The sequence below is a fragment of the Pseudomonadota bacterium genome (assembly GCA_011049115.1).
GTDB lineage: Bacteria > Desulfobacterota > Anaeroferrophillalia > Anaeroferrophillales > Tharpellaceae > DSCM01.
Genome location: DSCM01000014.1, coordinates 1 through 3,081, shown reverse-complemented (window position 1 = coordinate 3,081; position 3,081 = coordinate 1). Strand labels below are relative to the sequence as shown.

General features: G+C 53.2%; 1 protein-coding gene. It reads left to right on the top strand.

Going from position 1 to position 3,081, the window contains the following annotated elements; genetic code table 11:
* The first annotated feature begins 1,079 nt into the window (after positions 1-1,079).
* Positions 1,080-2,852: a TRAP transporter large permease subunit gene (locus ENN66_01310; protein HDS15264.1), complete on the top strand. Its 1,773-nt coding sequence runs from the start codon at positions 1,080-1,082 to the stop codon at positions 2,850-2,852.
* The last annotated feature ends 229 nt before the right edge of the window (positions 2,853-3,081 follow it).

The window sequence follows — 3,081 nt, the reverse complement described above, 5'->3', positions numbered from 1 at the left end:
TTTATAGTCAGCAAGCAGGCGGTCAAGTAGATCTTTTTCAATGGCCATATGAGCTCCTTTTAATGGGTGGGGTCACGGTGTACCCCTGAATGGCCATTTACACAATCTTTTTTACACCCTCGTTTGGGGAGGAAGTAAGAAAGCTGCTGTTTAAGTGGCTGAACCGTAGGGGGAAGAAGAACTGTCTCAATGGGGAAAAGTTCGAGGCAATGCTGAAGCGGTATCCTCTGCCGAAGCCAAGGATCAGGGTCAGTATGTTCGGATTTTCTGTGAGTTGACATGTGAGGAGCCGTGTGCGTAAATAGCGCAAGCACGGTTTTGAGAGGGGTCAGCGACAACTGATATATGGTTGAGATCATGTGGCACTGCCGGGAAACCAGGCAGAAACGGAGAACACAAACATCGACCTGTAGCATCGGGAGAAGCTGATCTACTCGACTAACTTCAACCGTGCCCCCGGCGTTTTCAGGGACGAAAAAATCTCCCCAACCTCCGCCACCCAAGCCAACCGCCCCAACACCCTCTGGGGCCTGTAACCTCATCCCTGTCTCGCGCCTCACATTTAACTGTATCAATATGTCTGGCACCGTTTTCTTCTGTTCATCTTCTTCTGTTCATTGTCGTTTCATGCGTAGATTCTGACAGGGAGATTGTGAAAAATAAGATTGTTTAACGCTTTGCGCTGGATCTCTTTGTTGACGAATGGGTGACTTCATGTTAGGGGTTGCCCCTGCGGAGGTCGGATTATGAATTCTGTGACAGGCATGGATCTTTGCACTTTGCCTGCCCAGATATGGAAAAAACTGCCGTAAGAACGGGCACTGCTGATAACCCATCATGGCTAACCAAGCGCTTTGTTGACCCCCATAAGTGATGTTGATATGGAGAGGTAAAAATTTCTCGAAGCAGCGAAAAGTGGGAACGCCAAATATTTAATGACCGGCATCCCGGGTCGTTTTTCAACTGAAAAGCACAGGGTCAACCCTGAAATGTTTACTGTGAAATTTGCCGAATCGTTTTCCGCGGTCTGGCTGAAAACCAAAAACAGCAATTTTGAATAATCGATATCAAAGAAAATTATGACATTTGCCGGCCAATTTACTCTTCTGGTAATTTTCCTGATGTTGGTTGCTCTCGTACTGGAGCTTTTAGCCCCGGATGCCATTCTCTTTGCGGCCCTGGCGGCCCTGTTGCTGGCCGGCGTTATCACCCCGGCCGAGGCTTTAGCCGGTTTCGCCAATAAAGGCATGATGACCGTGGCCTTGCTTTTTATCGTGGCTTATGGAGCCCAGTCTTCCGGGGCCCTGGGCTTTTTCGCCGGGCGTTTCATGGGCCGGGGCCTGGGCCTGGGGCGCCGGGATTTGCTGCGCATGATGTTGCCGGTGGGTCTGCTGTCGGCTTTTCTCAATAATACGCCGATTGTTTCGATGTTTGCCCCGGCGGTCTGCGAATGGGCCCGCAATCATCGCCGGGCGCCCAGTAAATATCTGATTCCGTTGTCGTATGCGGCAATTCTCGGCGGCACCTGCACTTTGATCGGCACTTCCACTAATCTGCTGGTCAACGGCATGATAGTCGATGCCGGCGGCCGTTCGCTGGGGCTCTTTGAATTGGCCAAAGCCGGGCTGCCCTGTTTCCTGGTCGGAATTATTTATATCGTTCTCTTCGGCTACCGCATTCTGCCGGAACGTAAAGCGGTCGAGGCCGAAAATCAGAACCGCGATTATCTCTTTGAAATGCGGGTGCTGGAACATGGCCCCCTTCCCGGACGCAGCGTCACTCAGGCTGGGCTCAGGCATTTGAATTCGGTTTTCTTAAGCGAAATTATCAGAGGCGAAAAGACCATCGTGCCGGTACGGCCGGATGAAATTCTCCAGGCCGGCGACCGCCTCGGCTTTGTCGGAGTCGCCGAAGGCATCGCCCAGTTGCGTCGCAAGGCCGGCCTGGCTCCGGGTGACGAAAGCGGCTGGCCCAAATTGCCGGATCGCCAAACCGCCGCCGGCATCATCGAGGCCGTGGTCTCGCGCTCCTCGCCGATGCTCGATAAAACTATCAAACAAGGTAATTTCCGTGGCCGTTATGACGCTGTCGTGCTCGCCGTGCGCCGTCATGGCGAAAGGATTCATCAGGGTATCGGCAGCATCATCCTAAAACCCGGCGACACGCTGCTGTTGCTCAGCGGCGGCGATTTTCTCGCCCGCTGGAACAATGCCCGCGATTTTTATCTGGTCAGCAAGGTCGGCGACATGCCGGTAATCGACCGGAAAAAGACGCTGCTTTCCTTTGGGGTGCTTCTGCTGATGGTCTTGTTGGCGGCCTTCGGGGTGGTTGATATTTTCAAAGCCGCAGTACTGGCGGTGCTGGCTCTTCTGCTTTCCCGGGCCATCACTGTGGTCGAAGCCCGCCGTTCATTGGAATTAAACGTATTGATCGTGATTGCCGCCTCCCTGGGCATCAGCCAGGCCCTGATTAAAAGCGGCGCCGCGCAATATCTGGCCGCGGGCCTGCTCAGCCTGGTGTCGGGCTGGGGGGGGGTGGGCCTGCTGACGGCAATTTATCTGATGACTTCGCTGCTGACGGAGGTTATAACCAATAACGCCGCGGCCGCCCTGATGTTTCCGGTGGCCTGGACGGCGGCGGGGCAGAGCGGTTTTGATCCCTTGCCCTTCGCCGTGGCCGTGGCCCTGGCGGCTTCGGCCAGTTTTGCCACGCCCATTGGTTATCAGACCAATCTGATGGTCTACGGCCCGGGCAATTACCGGTTTGCCGATTTTCTCAAGATCGGTCTGCCCATGAATCTCTTGATGATGCTGACCGCGGTCACGGCCATTCGCCTGGGCTGGAATTTTTAAACGAATGCGGGAATAAATCCCGCGTTCCAAACGGGTTTTATCCGCCCGCAAATAAGTGCTCTTATCAGGCCCAGCAGCGCTGGATAAGTTTCTTGTTTTTGTTGTTAAAGGTGTTGCAAAGATTGGATAAAATATCAATAATAACATTTACTTAATGCAGGAAAACCTCTACAATGGGCATCAATAATCACCACAAAACATCAGCCCAAAATAGAGGTTTTCCATGCTC